The sequence below is a fragment of the Flexibacter flexilis DSM 6793 genome, assembly GCF_900112255.1.
Lineage (GTDB): Bacteria > Bacteroidota > Bacteroidia > Cytophagales > Flexibacteraceae > Flexibacter > Flexibacter flexilis.
In genome coordinates, this window is the sequence record NZ_FOLE01000005.1 from 30,666 (window position 1) to 55,518 (window position 24,853).

Annotated in this window: 20 protein-coding genes and 2 tRNA genes; 10 read left to right on the forward strand and 12 right to left on the reverse strand. The window is 43.3% G+C overall.

Annotated elements, in window-relative coordinates; translation table 11 throughout:
* The first annotated feature begins 119 nt into the window (after window positions 1–119).
* Window positions 120–623, forward strand: a complete 504-nt coding sequence (locus BM090_RS09290; protein ID WP_091511386.1) for a hypothetical protein — start codon at window positions 120–122, stop codon at window positions 621–623.
* Window positions 624–1,399: 776 nt separating this feature from the next.
* Here BM090_RS09290 and BM090_RS09295 read toward each other — a convergent pair.
* Window positions 1,400–2,167, reverse strand: a complete 768-nt coding sequence (locus BM090_RS09295; protein ID WP_091511389.1) for a hypothetical protein — start codon at window positions 2,165–2,167, stop codon at window positions 1,400–1,402.
* Between the two features lie 160 nt (window positions 2,168–2,327).
* Here BM090_RS09295 and BM090_RS09300 point away from each other — a divergent pair, with 160 nt between their 5' ends.
* The 8 genes from BM090_RS09300 to BM090_RS09335 all read left to right on the forward strand — a co-directional run bounded on the left by BM090_RS09300 (window position 2,328) and on the right by BM090_RS09335 (window position 11,717).
* Window positions 2,328–3,899 (forward strand): T9SS type A sorting domain-containing protein, encoded by a 1,572-nt coding sequence (locus tag BM090_RS09300; RefSeq protein WP_091511392.1) that lies wholly within the window; start codon window positions 2,328–2,330, stop codon window positions 3,897–3,899.
* Between the two features lie 120 nt (window positions 3,900–4,019).
* A complete protein-coding gene (uvrC, locus tag BM090_RS09305; RefSeq protein WP_091511395.1) occupies window positions 4,020–5,837 on the forward strand; it encodes an excinuclease ABC subunit UvrC in 1,818 nt (605 codons plus the stop codon).
* 107 nt (window positions 5,838–5,944) lie between these two features.
* A complete protein-coding gene (udk, locus tag BM090_RS09310; protein ID WP_091511399.1) occupies window positions 5,945–6,586 on the forward strand; it encodes a uridine kinase in 642 nt (213 codons plus the stop codon).
* A gap of 301 nt (window positions 6,587–6,887) precedes the next feature.
* On the forward strand, window positions 6,888–7,562 hold the full coding sequence (locus BM090_RS09315) for a tyrosine-protein phosphatase (protein ID WP_221405372.1): 675 nt from the start codon (window positions 6,888–6,890) through the stop codon (window positions 7,560–7,562).
* A gap of 120 nt (window positions 7,563–7,682) precedes the next feature.
* Window positions 7,683–7,756, forward strand: a tRNA-Asn gene (locus BM090_RS09320).
* A 44-nt stretch (window positions 7,757–7,800) separates the two neighbouring features.
* Window positions 7,801–7,874, forward strand: a tRNA-Asn gene (locus tag BM090_RS09325).
* Window positions 7,875–8,133: 259 nt separating this feature from the next.
* Window positions 8,134–10,926 carry a TonB-dependent receptor gene (locus tag BM090_RS09330; RefSeq protein WP_091511406.1) on the forward strand — a complete coding sequence of 931 codons (2,793 nt, stop codon included), beginning with the start codon at window positions 8,134–8,136 and terminating at the stop codon, window positions 10,924–10,926.
* A 47-nt stretch (window positions 10,927–10,973) separates the two neighbouring features.
* Window positions 10,974–11,717 carry a GLPGLI family protein gene (locus tag BM090_RS09335; RefSeq protein WP_091511409.1) on the forward strand — a complete coding sequence of 248 codons (744 nt, stop codon included), beginning with the start codon at window positions 10,974–10,976 and terminating at the stop codon, window positions 11,715–11,717.
* A gap of 70 nt (window positions 11,718–11,787) precedes the next feature.
* On the opposite strand, the gene BM090_RS09340 is transcribed toward BM090_RS09335, so the two are convergent.
* From BM090_RS09340 to BM090_RS09375, 8 genes are all read right to left on the reverse strand, one after another.
* On the reverse strand, window positions 11,788–12,330 hold the full coding sequence (locus BM090_RS09340; RefSeq protein ID WP_091511413.1) for a dihydrofolate reductase family protein: 543 nt from the start codon (window positions 12,328–12,330) through the stop codon (window positions 11,788–11,790).
* A gap of 54 nt (window positions 12,331–12,384) precedes the next feature.
* A complete protein-coding gene (locus BM090_RS09345) occupies window positions 12,385–13,512 on the reverse strand; it encodes an ABC transporter permease (protein WP_091511415.1) in 1,128 nt (375 codons plus the stop codon).
* Window positions 13,509–14,624: an ABC transporter permease gene (locus tag BM090_RS09350; RefSeq protein ID WP_091511419.1), complete on the reverse strand. Its 1,116-nt coding sequence runs from the start codon at window positions 14,622–14,624 to the stop codon at window positions 13,509–13,511. The genes BM090_RS09345 and BM090_RS09350 overlap by 4 nt, the downstream gene beginning before the upstream one ends.
* Window positions 14,625–15,150: 526 nt before the next feature.
* A complete protein-coding gene (locus BM090_RS09355) occupies window positions 15,151–15,897 on the reverse strand; it encodes an ABC transporter ATP-binding protein (RefSeq protein ID WP_091511422.1) in 747 nt (248 codons plus the stop codon).
* 24 nt (window positions 15,898–15,921) lie between these two features.
* Window positions 15,922–16,842 (reverse strand): ABC transporter ATP-binding protein, encoded by a 921-nt coding sequence (locus BM090_RS09360; RefSeq protein WP_091511426.1) that lies wholly within the window; start codon window positions 16,840–16,842, stop codon window positions 15,922–15,924.
* Between the two features lie 24 nt (window positions 16,843–16,866).
* Entirely contained in the window at window positions 16,867–17,805 is a 939-nt protein-coding gene (locus tag BM090_RS09365) for an HlyD family secretion protein (RefSeq protein WP_091511429.1), read from the reverse strand.
* A gap of 67 nt (window positions 17,806–17,872) precedes the next feature.
* On the reverse strand, window positions 17,873–18,484 hold the full coding sequence (locus tag BM090_RS09370) for a TetR/AcrR family transcriptional regulator (RefSeq protein ID WP_091511432.1): 612 nt from the start codon (window positions 18,482–18,484) through the stop codon (window positions 17,873–17,875).
* Between the two features lie 142 nt (window positions 18,485–18,626).
* Window positions 18,627–19,493, reverse strand: coding sequence for an Rpn family recombination-promoting nuclease/putative transposase (locus BM090_RS09375; RefSeq protein WP_091511435.1), 867 nt, complete (start codon window positions 19,491–19,493; stop codon window positions 18,627–18,629).
* 142 nt (window positions 19,494–19,635) lie between these two features.
* Here BM090_RS09375 and BM090_RS09380 point away from each other — a divergent pair, with 142 nt between their 5' ends.
* The gene (locus tag BM090_RS09380; protein WP_091511439.1) at window positions 19,636–20,556 is read left to right on the forward strand and encodes a M20/M25/M40 family metallo-hydrolase; all 921 of its coding nucleotides are present in this window, start codon (window positions 19,636–19,638) and stop codon (window positions 20,554–20,556) included.
* 73 nt (window positions 20,557–20,629) lie between these two features.
* Here BM090_RS09380 and BM090_RS09385 read toward each other — a convergent pair whose 3' ends face one another.
* The 3 genes from BM090_RS09385 to purL form a co-directional block, all read right to left on the reverse strand.
* Window positions 20,630–21,118: a GyrI-like domain-containing protein gene (locus tag BM090_RS09385; protein WP_091511442.1), complete on the reverse strand. Its 489-nt coding sequence runs from the start codon at window positions 21,116–21,118 to the stop codon at window positions 20,630–20,632.
* A 26-nt stretch (window positions 21,119–21,144) separates the two neighbouring features.
* Window positions 21,145–22,116, reverse strand: a complete 972-nt coding sequence (locus BM090_RS09390) for a vWA domain-containing protein (protein ID WP_091511446.1) — start codon at window positions 22,114–22,116, stop codon at window positions 21,145–21,147.
* Window positions 22,117–22,251: 135 nt separating this feature from the next.
* Entirely contained in the window at window positions 22,252–24,492 is a 2,241-nt protein-coding gene (gene purL, locus BM090_RS09395; protein WP_091511451.1) for a phosphoribosylformylglycinamidine synthase subunit PurL, read from the reverse strand.
* Window positions 24,493–24,853: the final 361 nt, after the last annotated feature.

Below are 24,853 nucleotides of genomic sequence, written 5' to 3' on the forward strand. Positions count from 1 at the left end.
GTATCTAAAAAATTGATTGCTGTGCGAAAATAAAAAAAAATGCCTACGGGCTAATTATCATTTGCTCAAAACATTGCTTTTTTTAGGTTTAAGCCCTTTTTCCAAAAAAACAATCATGTATGAAAAGTAACAAAATACTCGTTTGGGTCGTAACACTTATTTATTTGGCTTCCCAAATCCATTTGGCTTATATGGTCAATAGCCTCAAACCCAGTTTAGTGCAGTTGCAACTCACCTTCACGGCGGCGGGCTTTTGGGGCATTATTGAGCAATGGAAAACCGAAGGTTTACTAATTTATCTTTCGCATTTTAGTTGGGACTTGTTTCATGTGCTGGCTTATTCGGCTTTTGGCATCGTCATGGTACAGCAGACTACCTTTTTCAAAAAATTTAGTCCCGTTTGGTATCGTTTCTTTTTGGCGGCTTTGCCTGTGGCTGGGATTATGGATTTGATAGAAAACGAGCTGCATTTATACATCATCACGCTACCGCACGGCACAGCAACTACACTTGTACCGTTAGCGGCAACTTGTTCGCTTATCAAATGGATTTTGGCATTAGGTTTTATGGGAACACTGCTCAAGCAACTATTTACTAATCTTTTAGGCTTTAGAATCCTATAAGGTTTAATTTGCTCCACAGTCTTTGTCCTAACAGAAAAAATATACAAGTATGTATATTGTGTATTACAAATAAAAATGGTCTGTGAGGGCACAGACCATGGGATAGCAAGCTCACAATAAATTTAATTAAGAAGCCAAGCAATAAGCTTTCCTACAGCTTTTCCTAATTCATATGCAAAACTGCCAACGGTTGGAAAGAACAATGTCATAAGTTTTAAAATCATAATTGTATATTTTTTATAGTTAAAAGTTAGGCACAAATATAAATATTTTATAATTAATCGCAATAATTATTTTGAAATATGTTTAATGTAAGGCGTAATGTACTAAGTACCGACAATTAAACAACGATATTCAATATATATAATTATCATATTCTTATAAAAAAATGTATCATTAACTTATAGCAGGTACTTATAAAAAATTATTGTTCATGTTACTTAAATTAAATATATAGTATTTTGCTTACGAAGCAAATACTATCATGAACAACCTTCTGGCAAAGTATCAAATAATTTTGAATAAACCTTATGAGCTTGTTTTGGAAATTTAGAGAATTTTATCCAACATAATAGAACAAACAGCAAGTGTAATAAAAGCAATGGTGTTTTTTTTCGTAATCCTTTGATAATCTGCGGCAAAAATTAAGTCAAACAAAAGTTCTCTACACTTGCCATCTATTCTTTTGTATGGCCAGTCTCTTGCCAGTAGAGGTTTTACAACCTCTAAATCTTATAGGCTTTAAAACCCTATCAGGTTTAATTTCCTGAACTTTTTTAATCAAAAAAGCAGAATAGCGAATAAAATACCAAAGCCAGTGGCACGGACAGCCCCACACTAAGCGGCACAACAAGGACACTGGACACTCCCAACAACGACAACAAACCGTACAAAACGCCAAAACCAACCAGAGTCAGCAGTCCCAATATCGCGAGCATTTCGGCCAACAATGCCACCATCATTACGCCCGCAATAATGAGTATAAACGGATAGGCAATCGCTGTAATCAGATTGACCAGCGAAGACATACAACCCGCAAAGCCGCGGCGGTTGGTCGTATAGCGCGGGCGCGAACTTTTAACCCATTCCCGCACACTGTTATAATTTTTGATGGGGTCGCACAAAATACACGTAAAGCACGGCTTAGAAGAAGCAGGCATAATTACTTGCGTAGAATCCTGTAATTGAGCTTGTTGTGCTTGCAATGCCAAAACTAATTGCGCTTGTAGTTGGGTTTTTTGCGCCGCAGGCATCAAGCGCACGAGGCGTTTGGCCACTTTGAGACGGCGGTTTACTTTGCGCAACTGCTTGGCCCTGAACTTGGCATCTTGGCGCATAAAACCCTGATTAGTAGCTATTTTTTCTTGTAAAATATTTTCGGGTAAAGACAAAGTATCGGCGGCGGCAAGGGCTTTCGGGGCTTTGGCGGTAGGGTTGTGGCGCACGGTTCGGAACACATAATAACGCGGTTTGCTGCCGCAACTCCACAAGCTGCACACAATCAAAAATAGCCCAATTAATCTAAAAACGTAGTGTAGTTTCATTCGTTTTGTTTTAAAAAAATCATTACTTTACATCAAAAATAAAACATTACTGTTAATAATACAGAAATAGTATTTATATTTGGAAATCAATAAATTAGTTTAAAAACAAACTAATTTTATCAACTTATTTATTTTCTAATCCCTTAAACTCCTTATCATTATGAATTACCATTTTACTCGGCTCTTTGGACTCCTTTTTTTTGCCTTTAATAGCTGGGCGCAAACCGCACCAAACGCCAAAACAACTCACGCCCCACTTATCCCCAACGCCTCAAATATCAACCCTTTGACCAGAACCACCGCCCTTAAAGCTCCCAACAACAATTCTTCTACCACAGATACTTATGCCATAAAACAGCAATTGGACAGTGTCGTTGCGCCACTTTCCAAAAAATATTGCTACACCTACAATGCCAGCGGCAAAACCCTATCCGAAATACAATACTCATGGGCTGCTGGCATAAATTCTTGGATATACTATCTCAAAAATGAATACACCTATGATACCAATGGCAGACAGACACAAAGCAGTACATATATAAATAGTATGTTTAACACTTGGATTGGAAGCGAAAAAAACGAATATACTTATAATGCCATTGGGAATAATACCTTAATCATTTACTATGTATGGAACACGACCAACCACAATTGGCAATATTCTACCAAACATGAATATATTTACAATACAAACAACCAATTAATTCAAGATACCTATTACAATTGGAGTAACAATGTTTGGGTTGCCTATTCCAAGATTAATTATACCTACACCAACAATAATCAAACACAAGCTGCTACCTATAAATGGAATGCGAACAACAATAATTGGACTAATTATTCAAAAGAAGATTATGTTTATAACAATGTCAATCAATTAACCCAAAAAATTACGGCTCACTGGGGAGGCAATGTATGGGCAAATGATTATAAATACGAGTATGCTTATATCAATAACAATCTAACACAAATCATCACTAACTCATGGGGCACAACAAGCAATACTTGGAGTAATTACATAAAAGAAGAATACACCTACAATACCAACAACCAAGTATTGTTGTACACTACTTATTATTTTTCAAACAATTCATGGGTAGGTATGTCTAAATTTGAATATATCTACGATGCAAATAGCTCCCTAACCACCAATATTCATTCTACTTGGAACTCTTCTAATAGCAGTTGGCGGAATTATCTTAAAAGTGAATTCACCTACAATTCCAACAACGACGAAACTTCAGAAAGTTATTATGCTTGGGACAATACAGCTAATACTTGGCTAAGCTATGGCAAACAAGATTATACTCACAATACAGCCTATGCCAAAACGGCTTTGGTCTTACCGTATAGCTTATCAAATGCCCGTTTTTTCTCAAGCATGGTTCTTTCCCGCCAAAACTCTTCATGGGTCAATAGCACTTGGCAAGTAGATAGTACTTTTACCTACTACTATTCCCCACAAGGAGCTACCTCTGTGCGCGAAAATGAGCAAACAGCGGCCAGTTTGTATCCTGTTCCAGCCAAAGACATACTCAATATCGCGTTGCTCGACAATGAAAATGAAGCAACAATAGAAATATTTGACATGCAAGGCCGAAAAGTATTAGCACAAAATCTGTTGCAAAACGTTTCTCAAATCACCGTAAATCAGTTGCAAACAGGTTTGTATTTGTACAATATCCGCACTACAAACGAACGCGTCCAAAACGGAAAATTTGTGAAGCAATAAAAAGCAAATATTTGTAGTCCAAAGCCGCCGCTAAGTAATTTAGTGGCGGCTTTGCTTTTTTTAGTAATTTAGCTAAATTAAAAACAAGCTGGTATAAATTTGTAGCTTGAAATTGCGACCATGAACAACGCCGAAGCACTCAAAGAAAGAATCCGACAACTGCCCGAACTGCCGGGCATCTACAAATATTTTGACCAAGAAAATACGCTGATCTACGTGGGCAAAGCCAAAAGCCTGCGCAAGCGTGTGAGTAGTTATTTTACCAAAACCCAAACCGACCGCAAAACCATGCGGCTGGTAAGCCAAATCCGACAAATTGAATATATCGTTGTGGACACCGAATACGATGCGCTGCTGCTCGAAAACAGCCTTATCAAAGAGCATCAGCCCAAGTATAACATTATGCTCCGCGACGACAAAACCTATCCGTACATTTGCATCACCACCAACGAACGTTTTCCGCGCGTGTTTCCGACCCGCCGCGTAGTGCGCAATGCAGGCATTTACTTTGGTCCTTATCCGAGTGGCCGCACCATGAATGCCTTGTTGGAATTGCTCAAAAAACTCTACACGTTCCGCACCTGCAACTACGCCCTCACGCAGGCCGCCGTAAACGCCCACAAATTCAAAGTTTGTCTGGAATACCACATCGGCAACTGCAAAGGGCCTTGCGAGGCCAAACAAACTGAAGCCGACTACAACGCCGAAATTACGCAGGCTTCGCACATCATCAGGGGACATTTGACCATTGCCAAGCAATATTTTAAAGAACAAATGTTGCTGGCCGCCGAAAACTACGCCTTTGAGGAAGCGCAACGCTACAAAGAAAAACTGGCCTTGCTCGACAACTACCAAAGCAAGTCCGTAATCGTAAATCCGAACCTCTCGGACATAGATGTTTTTTCGATTCTCTCCGACGACAACTCCGCGTATATCAATTACTTGCGCATCGTGGACGGAAGCATTAACCTCACGCACAACGTAGAAATTAAGAAGAAACTCAACGAAAGCCCCGAAGATATTTTGGCTTTCGCGCTGCTACAATTGCGCCAGCAGTTTGGCAGCCAATCCGAAGAAGTACTGGTCAATATTCCGCTTTCGCTGGGCATTCCGCGCCTCGCGATTCACGTCCCGCAAATCGGCGACAAACGCAAACTATTGGATTTATCTATCAAAAATACGTTGTTTTTTAAACGAGATTTGATGAATAAAGCCACCGAAACGCCCAAGCCCGACCGCTATGAACGTGTACTTAAAAAGTTGCAAGCCGATTTGCGCCTAACACAGTTGCCCGACCATGTAGAATGTTTTGATAACTCTAACATACAGGGTTCGAGTCCTGTGGCCGCAATGGTTTGTTTCAAAAATGGTAAGGCTGCGCCCAAAGATTACCGACATTTTAACATCAAAACGGTAGTCGGCCCCGACGATTTCGCGTCTATGTACGAGATTGTTACGCGCCGTTACAGCCGCCTAATTGCCGAAAACCAACCTTTGCCCAAACTCATCATCATCGACGGCGGTAAAGGCCAACTCGGCGCGGCTTGCGAGGCACTCAAAGCCCTGAATATTTACGGACAAATTCCCATTATTGGCATTGCCAAGCGTTTGGAAGAAATCTATTACCCCGAAGACCCGCTGCCGCTTATGTTGCCCAAAAAGTCTGAAAGTCTGATTTTTATACAACGAATCCGCGACGAAACGCACCGTTTCGCCATCACGTTCCACCGCAGCCAGCGCAGCAAAAAGAATTTGAAGCTGGAAGTAGAAAAAGTAAAAGGGCTGGGCGCGAAAACCATTGCCATCGTGTATCGCGAGTACAAATCCCTGAACCTGATTCGGGACGAAGACCGCACGGACATCGAAGCACTTATCGGGGCAAAACGCACGGAATTACTCTTCGATTACCTCAAAGAGCGGCGAGGCGAGGCGGAATGACAAGTACTAAAATAAAAAACCTGATAGGATTATATATTTCTGCTGCCAAATCGTAATCTTTTGGGCAAATCTTTTTTTTTTCACAAACAGAATTTAATTTTGTGGCCATGACTACAGGAACTACACCGTTTATCGTTGGTATCACAGGAGGCAGTGCTTCAGGCAAAACACTGTTTCTCAAGCGATTGCTTAATAGCTTTAAGCCTTCAGAGGTTTGCCTCATCTCCCAAGACAACTATTATAAGACGCGCGACCATCAGCCCATCGACGAAAACGGCGTGCATAATTTTGATACTCCTTTTTCTATTGACTTCGATTTGTATCGCAACGATATTCTTTCGCTTCGTGAAGGCAACGTGGTAACCAAACAAGAATATACTTTCAATAATCCGAACGTAGTGCCTAAGATGCTCACGTACACGCCTGCGCCGATTATTATTGTGGAAGGAATTTTTGTGTTTTATTACCCAGAAGTGGCCAAAATGCTTGACCTGAAAGTATTTATTGATGCCAAAGAACATATCAAACTCAAACGCCGCATCGTGCGCGACAACAACGAACGTGGTTACGATTTGGAAGATGTACTCTACCGTTACGAATATCACGTAATGCCGACGTACGAAAAATACATTAAGCCTTTCAAAGGTGATGCCGATATTGTAGTGCCGAACAACCAAAATTTTGAACGTGCCTTAGAAGTGTTGGTCGCTTATCTAAAAACCAAAATTGAACAACCTCAAACGGTTTAGTTTTCATAAAAATTTAGTTTGATAAAAGGCTAAAATCTAACTGATTTTAGCCTTTTATTTTAAAAAAACATACAATAATTACAAACTTAGCACTTGCCTTGTTTTTTGGGGAAAATAAAACCAAAAATCTATCACAGAGTTATTACATTTGAGAACGCAAACGTATTAACCAGAAAACACACTAATACTTTTTCTATAATTTTCTTTATTTTTTAGCATAATATCAAAGTACACGATGTTTTCATTCTTTTTTCGTAAAAAAAATGAAGTTGAGACGTTAAATCCGCCCATTACCGCAGATATGCACTCTCACCTACTGCCTGGCATTGACGACGGCGCAGCCAACATGGAAGAAACCTTGCAACTCATCGAAGCATTTATGCAGAATGGTTACAAACACTTGATTACTACGCCGCACGTCATCGACGATTTTTATAAAAATACGCCCGAAATCATTTTGAGAAAATTAGCCGAAGTACGCCAAGCCGTTGCCGCCAAAGGCTGGGACATCAAGATTGATGCCGCCGCCGAATACTTGATAGACGAGTTTTTCTTGGAAAAACTAAATAATAATGTTCCATTTCTGAGTTTTGGAGCCAATAAGTACGTGCTTATCGAAACGCCGTTTATGAATGAGCCAATGTATTTGAAAGATGTTATCTTCAAACTGCAAAGCGCGGGTTATTGGCCAGTATTTGCCCACCCCGAACGCTACACGTATTTGTGCAACGATTTTAAACGTGCCAAAGAAATTTTCAATACGGGCGTGTTGTTTCAAGTGAACTTGCCATCGCTGGCGGGATATTATTCGCGCCCAATTCAGCAGTTAGCCGAACGCCTAGTTGATGAAAATATGGTGCATTTTGTGGGTAGCGATTGCCATAAAATGAAGCATATCGACGCGCTGGAACAGACAAAACGCACAAAACACTACAAAAAGCTATTAGAAATGCCATTATTAAACCATTCATTATGAGTGTTTTTTGTTTAAATGGCAAAAAAAGTAGCGTTTTTTTGTAAAAAATATTTGCAAATTAAAATCAAGCTCCCTACTTTTGCATCGCATTTGAGGGAAACACAAACGCAAAACAAAAATTCTTCCTTAGCTCAGCTGGTTAGAGCACCTGACTGTTAATCAGGGGGTCCTTGGTTCAAGCCCAAGAGGGAGAGCAAAAACTTTAAATTTAAAAATAAAGTTTCATTCAAAGAAAAATTCTTCCTTAGCTCAGCTGGTTAGAGCACCTGACTGTTAATCAGGGGGTCCTTGGTTCAAGCCCAAGAGGGAGAGCAAAAAAACGTAAGCGTCGCAAGTATTTGTGACGCTTTTTTGTTTTTATTACATCCCCAAAAATCTATTTTCCTTCTTCCCTTTCCTAATCGTTTTTTACCAATCAGCAGCGTTTTTCTTCTTCTCAAACAAAAACACTGTTCTTATTGTACATTCTTGTGTTTTTTGCGGCTTATAATGCAATATGTGCGCTTTTTTATTTGTTGATAAGAGAAACAAACCAACCTGATCAAATACGTTATTATTTCACAAACAGTCTATGCAAAAATTACTCCTCTCCTTTCTGTTCGGCTTGGCCGCATTCTTGGCGCAAGCGCAAAACCCTACACGTATCCGAATACAAGGCACGGTACAAGACACAACAGGCGAAAAACTCCCCGCCGCAACCGTCATGCTTTTGCAACCGCAAGATTCCTCGCTGGTGAGCTATGCCGTAACCAATACCAACGGTGCATTTGAGTTTAAAAACGTAAAAAATAACCCGTATTTGCTCAAAATCTCGTATGTGGGCTATTTGCCATACCAAAGACGCATTGCAGCAAGTGCCACCGATATAAACGATATCGGAACACTCAAAATAAAGCCTATTACCAAAGAACTACTCGAAGTGGTAATCCAGACGGCTAAAGCACCGCTCAGCATCAAAGGCGACACCATCGAATACGACGCTTCGAGCTTTAAAGTGCCCACAGGCTCAACCGTAGAAGATTTGTTGCGCCGACTGCCTGGCATCGAAGTAGATGTAGATGGCAACGTGAAAGCGCAAGGCAAAGACATTAAACGCGTAACGGTAGATGGCAAAACCTTTTTTGGCGGCGACCCAAAATCTGCTACCAAAAATTTGGGCGCAGAAACGCTTTCTAAAGTGCAGGTATTTAACGATAAATCCGAACAAGCCAAACTCACTGGCATCGACGACGGCAAACGCGAAAAAGTAATGAATTTGGCACTCAAAGACGAGTTCAAAAAAGGAGCTTTTGGGAAAATTACAGCAGCCGCAGGCACGGAAGACCGTTGGGCGACACGCGGCAACTACAACCGTTTTAACCAAAAAGAACAGTTCTCGGTGATTGGCTACGCCAACAACATCAACGAGACGGGCGTAAACTGGGAAGATTATGGAGAGTTCAAAGGCAATAACTCATTTAATGACTTCGACAACGGCGATTTTGGCTTTAGTTCGGGCGGCAATTTCTATTATATGACAAGCGATGTAGTCAATAATTTTGATGGGCGCGGCTTTACCAAAAACGCAGGCGTTGGCGTGAACTATAATTATTCACACGAAAAAACGAAGTTTAATACCAGTTATTTCTACAACCAAACGCGCCTAAACCTCGACCAATACAGCTACAAGCAAACGTTTTTGCAAAACAGTTCTTTCTATAATCTGGACACGACGGCGCAAAACAATTTCAGAGGCAATCACAGCATTAACATGCGTTTGGAGCAAAATTTAGATTCTAACAATACACTTATTACCAAAGCTACGGCGCGTTTTAGCGGTTCGGACAACACCAACAAGCAATACCAACGCTACCTCAACAATGACAAAATAGCCGAAAACACGCTAAACATAGACAACGGCAGCGACCTGAGTTCTTATACCGTGAGCGGAACGGCTATTTATCGTCATAAATTCAAGAAAAAAGGACGCAGCTTTGCGGCCAGTGCGGCGGCGAATATCAGCTCTTCGGACGAAACGCAAAACCTAAGTTCCATTACAAAATACTTGACCAGCACCGACCCGAACGCCCAAATTCGGGCGATTCGCCAGCTCAACGACAACAACAACGACCAGACGCAACTCAAATCAAGTTTGTTGTATTTGGAGCCTTTGAGCAAGAAATTTTATTGGGAAACATTCTACAATTTCAGTTCTGATCACCGCAAAGTATATCGCGATGCCTTCAACCGTCTGCAAAGCGACGAACGCATGGACAGCCTGAGCACGTATTACACCAACCAAATTTACTATAACCGTGTGGGTAGCTCCGTGCGTTATTCTAATTCGGGCGTAAACGTTTCGGTTGGGGCGGCAGGCTTGCGCTACGATTTGGAAGGCAGCTACGCGCCAAGTGCGTCGTTACCAAGCAGCCACATCAATCGCAACTTTACGGCATTTAGTCCCAACATTGATGCGAGCATCGAAACCGACAACAATATGTATTTGAGTACAAGCTATTCATTCAATGTAAAAGCTCCTCAACTCAATGATTTGCAACCGATTGTAAACAACAGTAACCCGTATTATGTAACCACTGGTAACCCAGACCTTTTGCCAGAAAGAAGTCATAACTTCAATTTTTCTATCAATAAATTTGACCCTTCGACCTTCTCGTATCTTAACTTCTGGATTGATTATACCAGCTATTTAAGCCGTGTAGTGTATAACCAAACCATTGACCCAGACTTTGTTACTTATACGCGCCCCGAAAATATTTCGGGTGGTTACAGCCTTGCGCCGTCTCTTTATGCGGGCATTCCGATTGTCAAAACCAAGCTAAAATTCAATATGAATGCTGGCTACGAGTTAGGCGAAACGCCCACTTTTATCAATAGCGCACGCAACAACACGACCAGCAACAATTATAACGGCGGGCTTGGTTTTAGCTTCACGCCGACGGATAAACTTATCTTGGATTTGGGCGGAAACCTCACGTACAACACCATTGATTATTCTATCCAAAAAAGCCAAAATCAAAAGATTTGGAACAGAAGCGCACGCACCACGCTCAAGTGGAATTTTTATAAGAAATTTTTCTTTGAAGGAAATTTCAATTATAACTCTTACGAAAACAATCGCTTAGACTTCAAACAAAACATTCCGATTATCAATGCTTCTTTGCGCAAATTATTCCTCAAAGACAATAAGTTAGAAGTTCGTTTGGCGGCTTTCGACTTGCTCAACAAACGCAAAAGCATTTACCAAAACGGTATGCAAAATACCATCACGCAACAAACGGCCCTGACCTTGGCGCGTTATTTTATGTTGAGTGTATCGTATAACTTGCGCGGCTATTCGGACAAACTCGAAAAGAGAGGCCATTAATTTTTTGCGTAAAAAAACATTCTTAATTCACTGATTTTATTATTCTTATGAAAAAAATATTGTTATTGCTCGCGGTGAGTTTTATGGCTGCCACCGCCTACGCCCAACAGGAAGGTGTCGTGCATTTTACGCGCACAACCTACTGGACAAAGCTCAATAGCCAACTGACTTTTTTGAGCAAACAAGAAAAAGAACGCCAAGCCTACATGTGGGGCAACCGCGACGACTGGAAAGAATATACCGTGTTGTATTTCAATGACCACGCCAGCAAATACACGCATTCCGACGAAAAATCTGCCGAAGATATGGGCTACGATTGGCGCAAAGAACAGTTTGTCGTCACGCGCGATTTTGAAAAAAATACGCTTACCGATTTGGTAGAAATTGCCAGCAAAAAATATGTAGTGCAAGACACGCTTTCGCCCCAAAAATGGAAAGTGCTCAACGACCTCAAAGAAGTAGCAGGCCATATTTGTATGAAAGCGTTCAAAGAAGACACCGTCAAAAAACAGAAAATTGTAGCTTGGTTCGCGCAAGACATTCCCGTAAGTGTAGGCCCTGAGCGTTCGTATGGTTTGCCAGGCATGATATTGGAACTTGACCTCAACGACGGAACGGTCGTAATTACGGCTTCGCGCATCGAAACCAAAAAGCTAACCAACGAACTGGATTTACCCAAAAAACGCAAAGGAACAGTCCTGACCGAAGCAGGTTATCAGCAGACATTGAGCAAGTTTATCAAGGAAAAAATAAAAGAAGAACGCAATCCGTATTGGATGGTTCGTTACTAAATTTCCCCCAACAAAAAAAGGTTGCCTAAACATCTACGTTAGGCAACCTTTTTTTATTGGTGAAGAAACATTAAGCCTTTTGTTTCTGGATAGTGTATCGCAATTGTACCAGCCCTTTGTCGTAGGCCTGCGCACCCAATAGCCGCAACAGTTGATTTTTATATCTTTCGGGTTCAAACAAATGCACCCCTGCACCCAACAGCACAGGAATCACCGAAATATACAACTCATCTATCAGGCCTTTGGCCAACAGCAAATTGACAATTTCCGCACCGCCATCTACAAAAATATGTTTGGAATTGTGTTGGCTTTTAAGCCTTGTTACCAGCTCTTCGATGTCGCCCGTATAAAAATGCGTATTGCCAATACTGGGGCGAGGATGACGCGTAACGATATAAGAAACTTTGTTAAAATGCGGGAACTGTGGCACTTGTGCCATTACCCAATCGTAAGTTTTGCGGCCCATAATGACCGTGTCCACTTGCGAAATAAAATCTGTGTAGCCGTAATCTTGGCCTTCTTGGTGTACTGCTTCCAGAAAAGATAAATCATCGTCTGGCGCGGCAATATAGCCGTCCAAACTCATGGCAATGTAAAGAATTAGCTGGGGCATAAAAGATAGTTGGTTGAATAAAAATTGCGCCAAATATACCCCAAAAATCCAATATCAAGTAGTCTTTTTATAGTTGCGAATTGCCCACGTGTTGAGCACCACCGCAAAGGCCACTTCGTACCAAAACTCCGCCTGTACGTCCGCAAACGTGCTGCCTTTCAGCACGATCATACGCACCACTTTGATAAAATGCGTAATGGGCGTGAGTTTGGAAATAATCATTGCCCACGTGGGCATACTGTCCACCGACGTAAACAAACCACCCATCAACATAAAAATCATGACAAAAAACAAGGCCAAAAACATGGCTTGCAATTGGCTATCGCTGTACGTGGAAATAAGCAACCCAAAGCCCAGCAACGCCACCAAATACACCGCCGCAAAACCATACAACAACCCCAAACTTCCCAGCGGCACAATCCCGTACACCACATACGAGACAGTAAGCCCCACCGTAAAAACTACCATGCCCACCACCCAAAACGGTATCAATTTCCCCAAAATAAATTCCCATTTCCGAATAGGCGTAACGTTGATTTGCTCCATCGTCCCAATTTCCTTTTCGCGTACAATATTGAGAGCCGAAATAAAACCGCCAATCATCGTGAGCAGCAACACCAAAATCCCAGGCACAATGTAGTATTTGTATTCGGCCAAAGGATTGAACCAATGCGAATAAATCACCTCGATTTGGGCAGGTTTGGGCAGCACGCTACTACTATTTTGGGCGGAAATATTGCGTAAATTTTGGTTAAAATTCCCCAAAACCACCGTCAAGTAAGCCGTTCCCAACGCCGATTTCATGCTATTGATGCCATTGGCAAACACCGCAATTTCTTGTTTGCCTTCGCGTTGTAAATTCTTTTCAAAACCTTGCGGAATCTGCAAAACTACATCGGCTTCGTCGCGCTCTATTAGCTCCAACGCTTCCGCGTAACTGTTTTTCTGGGCTACCAACCGAAAATATCCAGCCGTTGCCGCCAGTTTGCCCGTAAGCTCGTGCGAGTAACTGCTGTGGTCGTTGTCCACTACCACCAAATTAATATTCTTTACATCAAAATTCATGGCCAAAGGCATGATTATCAGTTGCATAGTCGGCACGGCCAACATCATCGCAATAATGGTTTTATCTCTGAAAATCTGCCTAAATTCTTTCTGCAATAAAAAAAATAGTACGCTCATGTAAGTCGAATTTTAAAATTTTTGAGAGCCAAACCCAACAATACCACCGTCATCACCGACAGAATAAGCATTTGTTTCCAGACATAAGCCAGCCCCAAACCCTTAATCATCACAGCCTTTACAGCCTCGTAATACCAACGCGCAGGCACAAGGTTAGAAACGACTTGCAGCGGCAACGGCATATTTTCCAACGGAAACATAAAGCCCGTAAAAATCAAGGTCGGCAACATCATCACGAACATCGAAATCAACAAGGCCGTTTGTTGCGAGTTGGTCAGGTTAGAAATCACCAAACCCCAACTCAGACACGTAGCAATAAACAACATACTCACCACCAACAGCAACACAATACTTCCTTGTATCGGCACGCCCAGCACAAACACCGACAGCACCAAAATCAACGTAAAATTGCACAGCGACAGCAGCAAATACGGCACAGCTTTCGCCACCAGCACCAACAACGGATTAAACGGCGAGACCAACAGAATTTCCATCGTTCCCAGTTCCTTTTCGCGCACCACCGACACCGACGTAAGAGCCGTACAAACAATCATCAGCACATACGCCAACACGCCAGGCACGAAATTGAGCGCGTCGGTAGCCGTTTCGTTGTAGAGCATACGCGACTGTGGCACAATCATATACGCAGGCTTGGCGGCTTGCGCATTGAGGCGGCTTTGATAATCGGCAATAATGGCGTTCAGGTAATTAACAATCGTTTTGGCCGTGTTCGGGTCAGACCCATCAGCAACAATTTGCACTTGCGCTTTACCCAATGCCTGCAAATCTTGCCCAAAATGTTGTCCAAAAACCAACACACATTTGGTCTGGCCTTGTCGCAAAGCCGCCTGAATATCTTGCGCCGACAGCGCAGGCGTTTGGCGTTGCACCGTAAAGTAAGCCGAACCCCGTATCTTACTAATAATCTGCCGCGTATGTACATCGTCCGACGCATCAACAATCACCGTGTTTACATTTTTCACTTCGTTGGTCAGCGCAAAACCAAACAACAAAATTTCCACCACAGGCAGCCCAAACATAATGAGCAGCGTGCGGCGATCGCGGAACACGTGGTAAAATTCTTTTCGTATAAAAACTAATAACTGTTTCATGCTAAAAAATACTTAGTGTTATTTCTTCTATCATTTTCACAAACCCACACAACAAAGTACCTACGGACAGTAGTCCATTTCTTATTTCTCCCGCAACTTCTATTAAAGTCTTCCCCTTGGGGAAGATTTAGATGGGGTTTGAATATATCTCACCTGCGATTCCTGTTATCGCTTTGTGGACTTCTGCAAAAGTCCTCCCCTTGGGGAGGATTTAGGAGGGGTTTTAATATTCTGCTCCTGCAATTCCTGTTATCCTACCTGCAATTCCTGTTATCCTACCTACAATTCCTGTTATCCTACCTACAATTCCTGTTATCCCTCCTGCAATTCCTGCAAAAGTCTTCCCCTTGGGGAAGATTTAGATGGGGTTTGAATATTCTACTCCCGCAACTTTTGTACATACGGACGGCAGTCCGTATCTAATCTCCGCAATTTCTGTTATTGCTTTGTGGATTCCTGCAAAAGTCTTCCCCTTGGGGAAGATTTAGATGGGGTTTGAATATTCTGCTTCCACAAAAAGAATTATTTAATCCGCGCCGCGCTGTGCGCCTCTGGCCAACAAATAAAATACTTCATCAATGGACGGGGCGGCAAACTCTTTTTTCAAGGCTTGCGGACTGCCCAACGCCTCAATGCGTCCATCGACCATAATGGACACGCGGTCGCAATATTCGGCCTCGTCCATGTAGTGTGTAGTTACGAAAATGGTCGTACCTGCGGCGGCGGCTTCATAAATCATGTCCCAAAACTGGCGGCGCGTAATCGGATCAACGCCGCCCGTCGGTTCATCCAGAAACACGATGCGCGGACGATGCAACATCGCCACCGAAAACGCAAGTTTTTGTTTCCAACCCAACGGCAAACCACCCACCAACTTTTTAGCTTCGGCCTCCAACTGCAAACGCTGCACCAGAGCCGCGCCACGCTCCCGAATCTGCGCACGAGAAAGCCCATACACCCCGCCAAAGAACTCTATGTTTTCCAGTACCGTGAGGTTTTCGTACAAAGAAAACTTCTGACTCATGTAGCCGATGTGTCGTTTGATTAATTCTTGTTGCTTATAAACATCATAGCCAGCCACTTGCGCCGTGCCTGCTGTCGGGTACGAAAGCCCACAAAACATACGGATAGCAGTGGTTTTGCCTGCGCCATTTGCTCCCAAAAAACCAAATATTTCCCCTGCTCGCACCTCAAACGAGAGTTTATCTACGGCCACAAAATCCCCGAACCGTTTGGTAAGGTCTTGGCAAACAATTACTTTATCTTCTGTCATGGTCTTTTTTGGGGTTAAATAAAATTATTGGCGTTGCATCAGGGCAATGAACGCATCTTCGATGGTTGGGGTAATGGCTTTTATTTCAAAATTCGTGTGTCCGTGTGCCTGCGCCAACCCCACCAAAAGCGGCACGGGTTCAGCCACCGCCGCCGCAAAGGTTATGTGCAAATATTCCCCAAACGGAAACACACTGGCCACCTGCGGCATTTGTCTTAAATCTTGTAGCAATTGATAAATATTGTCGGCGCGTGCCGCATACATGGCCGTCGGGTAACTATTTATAATTTGGTCGGGCGTATCCACCGACATAATTTTTCCACCCTGAATCAGCGCAATTTTTTCACACAAAACCGCCTCGTCCATGTACGGCGTCGAAACCAAAATCGTAATCCCTTGCTGCTTGAGTTGCTGGAGCATTTCCCAAAATTCCCTGCGCGAAACCGAATCTACGCCCGTAGTTGGTTCGTCCAGAAAAAGCACTTCGGGTTTGTGTATCAGCGCACAACACAACGCCAATTTCTGTTTCATACCGCCCGAAAGTTTCCCCGCACGGCGCGAGGCAAAAGGTTTTATTTGCTCATAAATATCCCGAATGAGGTCGTAGTTTTCTTGGATAGTCGTCCCGAAAAGCGTCGCAAAAAAGTGCAGATTTTCGGCCACCGTCAAATCCTGATACAACGAAAACCGCCCTGGCATATAGCCGATGCGGTTGCGTATGGCCTGATACTCTTTTTGCACATCAAAACCCCGTACCGTAGCCCTGCCGCTATCGGCCAACAAAAGCGTAGTCAGTATTCGGAAAATGGTGGTTTTGCCTGCGCCATCTGCCCCAATCAACCCAAAAAGTTCGCCTTCTTGCACCTGCAAATTCACATTCTCGACGGCGCGAACCTTTCCATTTTCGTAGGTTTTTGTAATATTTTCTAAAGAAACCGCTACCATAACCACCTTATTTACAATCCTTTTTTATTTTTTCTTCTCCAAAAAAATCTCCCCATACATTCCGATTTTCAGAAAACCATCGTTTGGCACACGTACTTTAATGGCATACACCAAATTTTGGCGTTCGGTCTGTGTCTGAATGGTTTTGGGCGTAAATTCGGCTTTGTCGGCTACCCACGTGAGTTTGCCCGTATAGGTTTTGTCGGCTTGGTCGGTGTGCACTTGTAGCGGCTGCCCCACGCGCAAAAGTGGCAATTGGTCGCCCGTAATATAGGCGCGTAACGTGAGCGTGTCCACATTCGCAATTTTGTACAAAGGCTTGCCGATGGCGGCCATTTCGCCCCGAAAAGTGTAATTGGTTAGCACCGTTCCCGCCACAGGATTAGTAATTTGTCCGCGCTGAATCTGTACTTCCAACTGCTCGGCGGCTTTCTGCAAAGGTGCGGTTTCGCTCAAAACACTGCGGTTTTGCGTGGCCACATTCGTCTGATACAAATCTATTTGGGCTTGCGTAGCCTCTATTTGCTTTTGCAACTGGTCTATTTGGTCGTTGATGTCGTCGAGTTGCTTTTGGGTGGCGGCTTGCGCTTGCACTAAGGCTTGCGTGCGTTTTTGTTCGTGCTGCCAATGCTCAAGCTGCGACCGAAGCACTACAATTTGTTTTTTAACCACCTGAATTTGAGGCGTTACATCATTGGTTTTTTTCTTGAGAGCCGCTATCGAAGCCAACGTTTGTTCGCGTTGCAGCGTAGGCACGGCCACATCAATCTGACCGACCACCGCGCCTGCTTTGAGCCTTGCGCCTTCCGTAATTTGATAGGTGAGCAGTTGGCCGTTTTGTTGCGCGGCCACGATTACTTCGTCGGCCTCAAAGTTGCCCGAAGCGTCGGCTTTGGGTTGCCCACGATGACAGGCCGCCAAACCCACCAACGCCGCCCACGTTACTAAAATGCTATTTTTCATACAATAGATGTTTGTTTAAAGCTATTCATTTGATTTAATCATTTGTTTAAATGGCAATCAAATTTTTTTAGGAAGTTTCCAAAAGCGTTTTTATCCAGACAGGAATCAGTTGTTTCCTTTCTTGCATCAAATTTTCAAATACATGACTTTCAACTACTTGCATTGTCTGTAACACAGGTCGCATCACAAACGGAAACACACACATTCCCATCAGGTTCATCAAGAAATGTAGCGGATTGGCTTGCGGTTTGCGTTCGCGCAATTGCCGCACAAAGGCCGATTCAAACACCGAACGCACATCGCCAATAGCTGGCAAATAATGTTGCGGACGGCGGCGCACTTCCGTAACAATAAACAACGGCAAATCAGGATTGGCCAACAACAAATCAATGTAGCGGCTGGAAATAATCTGCATTTTGTCTTCCAAACTCGTGGCCTCGTCGTGTAGCGCAGGCGAAATTGCACCGAAAAACTGTTGAAATTGTTCGGTCATAATGATTTCAAAAAGGCGTTCTTTGCTTCTGAAATAATAATTGAGCAAAGCCAAATTAATGCCTGCTTCGGCGGCAATGTCGCGTGTACGGGTAGCATCGTAGCCTTTTTGGGTAAAGACTTTCCGCGCCGCTGCCTTTATTTTTTCTTCTGTACTAAGTTCTATGTCAGTATTTTGAGTGTCCATTCTGTGCAACCAATTTTGTTTGATAAGATGGCGTAAAGGAAAGTAATTTTATTTTTTAATCAAATGATTAAATCAGAATTTTAAGAAAAAAAATAAACCGATAAAATTTATCGGCTTGGGTGTAAAAGGTATTATGTTAATTTTAAAGTTCGGTTCTTAGATTTTCGATTTGCTCAAAAGTTAGCTTCGTTAAATCTGCTATAATTTCGTTGCTATATCCCTTCAAAATACCATTTTTAGCTATCTCAAGGGTTTTCCGTTCCTCGATTTTAAATTCGGCTTCTGTTTGCAACGAAAACAACTCGCTGGCTTTCAGGTGTAAGCTATCCAAATAGCGGCTGTAACCGTATCGGTCTTGCGCGGGCAAACGCATAATGTCGAGCACCTCTCCTGCTTCTTTTAGCCCTTTAGCGCGAAACTCGTCTTTTACTTCGCTATTTTTCAAAAAATAAATCCATTCGTCTAACGTATCAGTGGCAACATCATCAAACTGATTGACTTTCAGCAAGTAATACTCTGGAAACATATCAGAAACACACTCTTTCAAAAAAGTTTTTTTCTGTTTTTCCGAAAGTCCAAGTACATCATTTTGATGCAAACCCTTAAAATCTGTTTTGCCTTTGTAAATATAATCTTGGCCTTGCCCAAGGTCAAAATACACGATATTCACCGAAATTACTTTTTTAATTTCCGAATATTTTTGCCCAAGCATTAGGTTTTCGGAAATAGATTTGGCAACACCATAGACCATTCTATGAAAATAATCTATCTCATACGAATTTTGTATTTCGATGATAATCAGCTCATTTTTAGAGTTTTGTGTAAGAATATCAACCCGATTAAATTTATCATCTTCAATCTCCTGATTACTTTCACTTTCTAAGATTTGTTCAATTTTGATATTATCAAATAAAAGTTCACTCAAAAAGCCTTCCAACACCACAAAATTGGACTTGTTTCTCAAAAGCCTTTTGATAGCCCAATCGAATCTTATTAGTTTCTTGCTCATTTTTTGTGTTTTTTATTCTTAAAATCCAAAATTATTCTAAGCAAAGATACAGCCTTTGCCGATACATAACCAAATCTGCGGCCAAACGCAAAAGGCTAATTGCTTTTATATACTTTTGCACCCAAAACTATACGTTACGACTATGAATTTTGATTTATTGCGCCAACTCTGCGCCATTCATGCCCCTTCGGGCGAGGAAGCTCCGCTCACGGATTTTTTACTGGAATATATCGGCCAAGCCCAACAAAATTGGAAAGTAAAACCAACCATTTTGCATGGTGACGGCTGGCAAGACAATATCGTGTTGGTGTTCGGGCAGCCGCGCACAGCCATTTTTGCGCACATCGACTCCATCGGGTTTACGGTGCGCTACGACAACAAACTCGTACCCATTGGCGGCCCTGACACGGAAAACGGCTATAAACTCGTAGGCAAAGACGCGCACGGCGCGATAGAAGCCACGATGGTAGCCGACGAAGAAGGCGAGATTTTGTGCATAGATTATCCGCGCGTGGTAGAACGCGGTACAAGTCTGACTTTTAAGCCAGATTTCAGGGAAACCGAAGATTTCGTGCAATGCTGCTACATGGACAACCGCTTGGGCGTTTGGACGGCTTTGCAAGTGGCCGAAACCCTCGAAAATGGCATTATTGTTTTCTCTACGTGGGAAGAACATGGCGGCGGTTCGGTGGCTTATATTGCGAAGTATATTTATGAACAATACGCTGTAAAACAAGCACTTATTTCTGATATTACGTGGGTAACGGAAGGTGTAAAACACGGCGAAGGCGTGGCCATTTCTATCCGCGACCGTGGCATTCCGCGCCGCAGTTACGTGAACAAAATCATTGATTTGGCGAAAGCCTCTGGCCTGAAATATCAGTTGGAAGTGGAAGGTGCAGGCGGTTCGGACGGCAAAGAGTTGCAAAGTTCACCGTATCCGTTTGATTGGTGTTTTGTGGGTGCGCCCGAAGACCACGTACATTCGCCCAACGAAAAAGTACACAAAGCCGACATCGCGGCAATGGTTGGCCTCTACGAATATATGATGAAGCATTTGTAAGAACCTCGCAAAACAATTTACGGCATTGGTAATGGTGGGGCAAAACATTAGTCCTACTATTACCAATACAACCTTAGAGGCTGGTATTTCTTAATTTTATAGGTATCCAAATTTCTTCTTCCGAAGCAGGATCGTTGTTTTTGTATTTCGCTCCTAAAACTTCAAAATGCGGTCTATCATCTAAAATATAAGCTGAATTTGGTAGCCATGTTTGAAAAATATATTGAAAAACAGCATTGTCCGTACTCAAACCTTTATAATCAAAAACGGCATAAAGTCCACCCAACAACACAAACGTTTCCATTTCGGTTGGCACATTGTCAAAATTTACAACTTCAACGGTTGCCCATCTTTCAAATTCGTTGGTTGGTTTAAAATCCGTAAAATATGTCGGTTCATAAACAACCAATGAAATCAAATCACTTGTCAGAGTATTGGTTATTTCTTTTCGTCTTGGTATAAAACTTCTCCAAAGCTCGCCTATTCTATAATTGGCCAAGCTCATTGTTAATCGCTTCCCAACCAATTTTTTTTCGTTCGATACTTCAATTCTGGGCTTCATTTTTCGATCTCAAATTTCCTTTTCTTCTACAACTTAATCACGCTCACAGTAAAGAGAATGTCCGTAATGAACAAAATCATGGCGATAAATAACGGATAATAATATTTGTTTGCCCCGACATCAAGTTTTTTTACGTCGCGCACTTGGCCTTCTATCTGGCTAATGGCCTGAATGAGTTGCGGCACTTCGTTACGCGTGTCGCTTACCTCAAAATATTGGCCGCCTGCTTGCGTGGCAATCTCGCGCAAATCCGTGTTGTTGAGGCGCGTAACCACTCTACGGCCATTGTTATCGAGTTTATAACCGCCGCGTTCGGGAATATTACCGCCGCGTGGCGTGCCTACACCCAACGTAAACAGTTTTATTTCGTTGGTTTCAATTTCTTGTACAGCCTCTTCGGTGTCTTCGCCGAAGTCCTCGCCGTCGCTGATGAGCAAAATAATTTTGGATTGCTGTTTGGTGGACGAGTTGGCGGGGTCAAGGTGCTTTTGCAAAGCCATATCCAAGGCCTTCCCAAAATCTGTACCGCCGCTACTCATCAGCCCCGTGTTGATGGTTTCGAGGAAAATATGCAGGGCGTTTTGGTCGTAAGTAAGCGGGCATTGCATAAAAGCATCTGCCGAAAAAATAATAAGACCGATGCGGTCGGAGCTAAACGCCGACAAAATATTATTCAGTTCATATTTGATTTTGGCCAAACGCGAAGGCTGAATGTCGGTCGCGTCCATCGACTGCGACACGTCCACGGCAATATAAATATCCTTTCCTACGGCTTTTACTTCCTTCTTCAAAGCCCCAAACGAAGGGCCTAAAAGTGCCACAATAAACAACGAAAAATACAGGGTTCGGACAATAAATTTCACCCAAATAGATTTTGATTCGCTATGCAAACGCTTGGCAATTACATAATTACGATACAAAAAAGCCGCCGACAGCAGCACAAACAAAGCAATGAGCCAGTATTCTAATTCGGTAAAAGATTTGCCCCAACTTATCATATTTCTGCGGATTGTGTTTGGAAGGTTTGGGCGGTAAAGATAAAAAAAACGCGGAAACCCCTACCCCATTGTTATAAAAAATGCCGTTGCAAGCCCTAAAGCTACAACGGCACGTTTTCAAAATAGTATCAGTTTTTATTTAGACAAAAGTCGCTCTAACGTATTGTTGTACAAGTCTTTGGCCTCTGCGTAGCTGATAAGCGTTTCGCCATCTACTACAAAATCTTTGGCTGTAACCTCGCCTATTGTCTCAAAATTTACGCCTGTGGCCGTCATCGCCGACACAAACGCTTGTTCTTGGGCTGCAGAAACCGACACTAACACGCGGCCTGCGGCTTCTCCGAACAAATACGCGTCTTTGCGGAAAGCAGCATTCGTTTTGACAGCAAAACCCAAATCACGCACAAAAGCAGATTCGGCCAACGCTATCCACAAACCACCGTCCGACAAATCGTGTGCCGAAGCAATTAACTTTTGGTCAATCAATTGTTTGACAGCTTGTTGCATCGCAAATTCTTCTTCCAAATCAAAATACGGTGCGGGGGCAGCCTTCACGCCGCAATACGAATACAAATATTCGCTACAAGCAATATCGTTTTGAGATTTGCCCACCAAATACAAACGATCGCCTGCGGCTTTAAAGTCCAGCGTCATGCGTTTGCCCAAATCGTGCAACAAACCTAACATACCAATCGTTGGGGTTGGGAAAACGGCACTTTCTACACCCGCCACCACGTTTTTAGGCGTAGATTGGTTGTAAAAACTCACGTTTCCACCCGTTACTGGCGTGCCAAATTTGATACAAGCCTTGCTCATACCTTTCACAGAACCCACAAACTGCCAATATACTTCTGGCAAATACGGGTTTCCGAAATTGAGGTTATTAGTAACAGCCAAAGGTTCGCCACCGCTACAAACGATGTTGCGGGCGGCTTCCGCTACGGCCATTGCGCAGCCTGTTTCGGGGTCAGATTTCACATAACGTCCGTTGCAATCTACCGTCATTACCAACGCTTTATCCGTATTTTTTACGGAAACAACCGCCGCATCCGAAGGCGCGTTTGTGCTGAGGTTGGCCGTTCCGACCATTGAGTCGTATTGTTGATATACCCAACGGCGCGACACCAAATTCGGGTGCGAAAGCAAATGTTTCGCTACGGCTTTGTAATCGGGTTGTGGAATGCTGTTAATATCAAATTTCTTAAATTCAGCAAAATACGCTGGTTCGCTGTACTCGCGGTGATACACTGGCGCACCGCCACCCAATACCAAATCGTCGGCGGGCACGTCGGCCACCAACTCGCCATTCATGAAGAAATGTAGGCGTTCGGTATCGTTCACGACCCCGATTTGCTCGCAGTTCAAATCCCATTTATCAAAAATAGCCTTGATTTGTGCTTCGCTGCCTTTTTCTACTACTACCAACATTCTTTCTTGCGATTCGGACAAAAGAATCTCGAAAGGCTGCATATTGGCTTGGCGGGTAGGTACTTTATCCAACCAAATTTCCATGCCGTGTTTGCCTTTGGCACTCATTTCGGACGTAGAACAGATGATACCTGCCGCGCCCATATCCTGAATACCAATCACTTTGCCTGTAGCGATTACTTCCAGTGAGGCTTCCAACAACAATTTTTCTTGGAATGGGTCGCCTACCTGTACGGCTGGGAGTTTGGCGTTGGACTTGTCGGAAATGTCTTCCGACGCAAAGGTTGCGCCATGAATCCCGTCTTTGCCCGTAGCCGAACCCACGATGTACACGGGGTTGCCTACGCCATACGACGTGGCACGCGCCACTTTGCCCACTTCCACGATACCCGCCGAAAAGGCATTGACCAAAGGGTTCACGTTATAGCATTCATCAAAATAAATTTCGCCGCCCACAGTTGGCACGCCGAAAGCATTGCCGTAACCTGCAATGCCACGCACTACGCCGCGCATGTGCCAACGAGAACGCTCATTGGACAAGTCGCCGAAACGCAAGGAATTGAGCTGGGCAATAGGGCGTGCGCCCATCGTGAAAATGTCGCGGTTGATGCCGCCTACGCCTGTGGCTGCGCCCTGATAAGGCTCAAGGGCGGAAGGGTGATTGTGGGATTCTATCTTGAAGCTACAAGCCAGCCCGTCGCCAATGTCCACCAGACCAGCGTTTTCTTCGCCAGCTTTGGCCAACATACGCGGCGAATCTTTGGGCAGGGTTTTGAGCCACACAATAGAATTTTTGTAAGAGCAATGCTCTGACCACATCACCGAAAAGATAGAAAGCTCCGTGAAGTTGGGTTTGCGCCCCAAAATCTGGTTGATTTTCTCGTACTCTTCGGGTAATAGCCCCAACTTGGCGGCTGTCTCTACGGTAGGGAGTTGTAACGTTTCCATGAATGAACAACAGTAAATCGAAAAAGCGGGGATATTTTATTGAATTGTTGAACAAAGGTAAACACTAAACCCGAATGGCAAAGGAGTTTTTTGGAAATGATGCACAGAACCGAAATATCAAAGACCCCTCCTTGTGTTTCTCAAAGACCCCTCCTAAATCCTCCCTAAGGGGAGGACTTTAACAGGAATTGCAGGTGGAATATTCAAAAGACCCCTCCTAAATCCTCCCCAAGGGGAGGACTTTAACAGGAATTGCAGGTGGGATAACAGGAATTGCAGGGAGGATAACAGGAATTGCAGGGAGGATAACAGGAATTGCAGGAAGGATAACAGGAATTGCAGGAAGGATAACAGAAGTCGC

Coding starts and splice junctions, on each gene's coding strand:
- BM090_RS09290 (WP_091511386.1), top strand. CDS start 120: ATGAAAAGTAACAAAATACTCGTTTGGGTCGTAACACTTATTTATTTG.
- BM090_RS09295 (WP_091511389.1), bottom strand. CDS start 2,167: ATGAAACTACACTACGTTTTTAGATTAATTGGGCTATTTTTGATTGTG.
- BM090_RS09300 (WP_091511392.1), top strand. CDS start 2,328: ATGAATTACCATTTTACTCGGCTCTTTGGACTCCTTTTTTTTGCCTTT.
- uvrC (WP_091511395.1), top strand. CDS start 4,020: ATGAACAACGCCGAAGCACTCAAAGAAAGAATCCGACAACTGCCCGAA.
- udk (WP_091511399.1), top strand. CDS start 5,945: ATGACTACAGGAACTACACCGTTTATCGTTGGTATCACAGGAGGCAGT.
- BM090_RS09315 (WP_221405372.1), top strand. CDS start 6,888: ATGCACTCTCACCTACTGCCTGGCATTGACGACGGCGCAGCCAACATG.
- BM090_RS09330 (WP_091511406.1), top strand. CDS start 8,134: ATGCAAAAATTACTCCTCTCCTTTCTGTTCGGCTTGGCCGCATTCTTG.
- BM090_RS09335 (WP_091511409.1), top strand. CDS start 10,974: ATGAAAAAAATATTGTTATTGCTCGCGGTGAGTTTTATGGCTGCCACC.
- BM090_RS09340 (WP_091511413.1), bottom strand. CDS start 12,330: ATGCCCCAGCTAATTCTTTACATTGCCATGAGTTTGGACGGCTATATT.
- BM090_RS09345 (WP_091511415.1), bottom strand. CDS start 13,512: ATGAGCGTACTATTTTTTTTATTGCAGAAAGAATTTAGGCAGATTTTC.
- BM090_RS09350 (WP_091511419.1), bottom strand. CDS start 14,624: ATGAAACAGTTATTAGTTTTTATACGAAAAGAATTTTACCACGTGTTC.
- BM090_RS09355 (WP_091511422.1), bottom strand. CDS start 15,897: ATGACAGAAGATAAAGTAATTGTTTGCCAAGACCTTACCAAACGGTTC.
- BM090_RS09360 (WP_091511426.1), bottom strand. CDS start 16,842: ATGGTAGCGGTTTCTTTAGAAAATATTACAAAAACCTACGAAAATGGA.
- BM090_RS09365 (WP_091511429.1), bottom strand. CDS start 17,805: ATGAAAAATAGCATTTTAGTAACGTGGGCGGCGTTGGTGGGTTTGGCG.
- BM090_RS09370 (WP_091511432.1), bottom strand. CDS start 18,484: ATGGACACTCAAAATACTGACATAGAACTTAGTACAGAAGAAAAAATA.
- BM090_RS09375 (WP_091511435.1), bottom strand. CDS start 19,493: ATGAGCAAGAAACTAATAAGATTCGATTGGGCTATCAAAAGGCTTTTG.
- BM090_RS09380 (WP_091511439.1), top strand. CDS start 19,636: ATGAATTTTGATTTATTGCGCCAACTCTGCGCCATTCATGCCCCTTCG.
- BM090_RS09385 (WP_091511442.1), bottom strand. CDS start 21,118: ATGAAGCCCAGAATTGAAGTATCGAACGAAAAAAAATTGGTTGGGAAG.
- BM090_RS09390 (WP_091511446.1), bottom strand. CDS start 22,116: ATGATAAGTTGGGGCAAATCTTTTACCGAATTAGAATACTGGCTCATT.
- purL (WP_091511451.1), bottom strand. CDS start 24,492: ATGGAAACGTTACAACTCCCTACCGTAGAGACAGCCGCCAAGTTGGGG.